The organism is Calidifontibacillus erzurumensis (genome assembly GCF_013303125.1).
GTDB classification, from domain to species: Bacteria; Bacillota; Bacilli; order Bacillales; family Bacillaceae_J; genus Calidifontibacillus; species Calidifontibacillus erzurumensis.
On sequence record NZ_JABTTE010000050.1, the window covers coordinates 1 to 1,562 of the forward strand.

A 1,562-nucleotide genomic window follows, 5' to 3' on the forward strand; every position below is an offset into this window, starting at 1 on the left:
CTTTGTTACAGGACATGGCAAGAATACAAAATCTAAAGGCAATAAGAACTCCTTTCTCAAGTGTAACCATTATATATTCTAAAAGAAAACCAAAAGATACATACTGGATTAACGAATTTGAAAATATGGGGCATTCATATATTTTTCTTGAAGAGAATTTAGATGTTCCTTTTATTGATATTTTGATAAAGAAGGTTCCGGCAATAACTGATTGGGTCTCGACAAAAAAATAACAATCCTTAAATTATTTCAAAATCGAAGGTATTTCTAATGTCCCAAAAAATCCTTGATGAAGAAAATCCCGTTTCTTAAATAAAAATAGTATCCAAAACTGGAGATTTTCTGATGCAAATCAGCTCGACCCTACCTTCGGTCTTTTTATGCTTGAAAAAAGACAGGACAACGGCATTTGGTGTCCCAAAACAATAAAACCGTTCCTTACAAAAAAATACCATTCTTTAAATAAAAATACTTTTCCAAAAACCGAAGGTTTTCTGCCCCGCTTCAGGAGACCTTCGGTCTTTTTATGCCCGGAAAAAGGCAGGACAAACGTATAGTAGTAATACAACTGCAAGTCACTGAGAAGGTGTAATACTCGTTGTGATTAAAGCTACTTTGCTGTAATCAAATCGATATTCCTTGTTTTTAAGTAAATAGTATGAAAGCTCAGACATGGTAGAGCAGTTTTAATAGATACAAGTCTTACAAATCTCTATAAAATCAAAGTAGAAATACAAAAAATAAAGAAAGATGTTTAAAAATAAATGAAAAGTATTTTTGAAGAAAACATTAAATTCTTATTTCAAAAATGGCTTTTTAATTAGTATGAAGAAGAGTAAAAATCAAGGAAACCTACTGCCTTAAATAGATTTGCAAATATAGATAGCGTTTTAGGAGGTGTATTACAACATAGTTTTTATACATTGTTTGGAGTAATTTGCTTAGGGAGGAACACGCTACCAATGCAAATTACCGAGAATTTAAGTTATAGAAATATGGATTAATGATTGCGATGAAATACCCCTCAAGATCTTGCTCCACAATCTTTTGCAAGACAATCGTTACGAAATGACCCCCAAGCCGCAATTCACCGTTATTCCATTCACAGTGAACGAATTTGTATCCCGCAATTCTTTGAAGCTATTCCAATAGCAACATGATAAATATCGTAGATTAGACGATAAAGCGGGGGAATTTCAAAAAAATATTATACCTAAATAGACAATTGAAGGAGGATTAATAAATGCCATTCTATAGTGCAAGCCAACGTCCATATAACGTCTTAAATCAGTATAATTTGAATAAATTAAAGCTCGAAATGAATAACTGCAAAATGAATAATATGCATAAAAGAATAAACAAGATTGAGATACCGAGCTATATTCAAACTAACACTGAATTTATAGATTATATATCTTATGTAAATACCTTTAAAGCAATATTTGAAGAATTCTCTAATGTCAATGATGGAGAAGAGTTTGGATGTTTAATAAAGGAAAATAATATTGCTTGGGTTGAAAAAGATGCTCAGGGTCGCTACCGTTACTTCACTAAGACAGTTA

General features: G+C 31.7%; 2 protein-coding genes. Both read left to right on the forward strand.

Annotated features, from left to right (window positions below; all coding sequences use genetic code 11):
- The coding region (locus HR057_RS17185; protein ID WP_230474519.1) for a hypothetical protein at positions 1-233 on the forward strand (233 nt) is incomplete at its 5' end.
- Positions 234-1,243: 1,010 nt separating this feature from the next.
- On the forward strand, positions 1,244-1,562 hold a 319-nt coding region (locus HR057_RS16710), incomplete at its 3' end, for a hypothetical protein (RefSeq protein ID WP_173732622.1).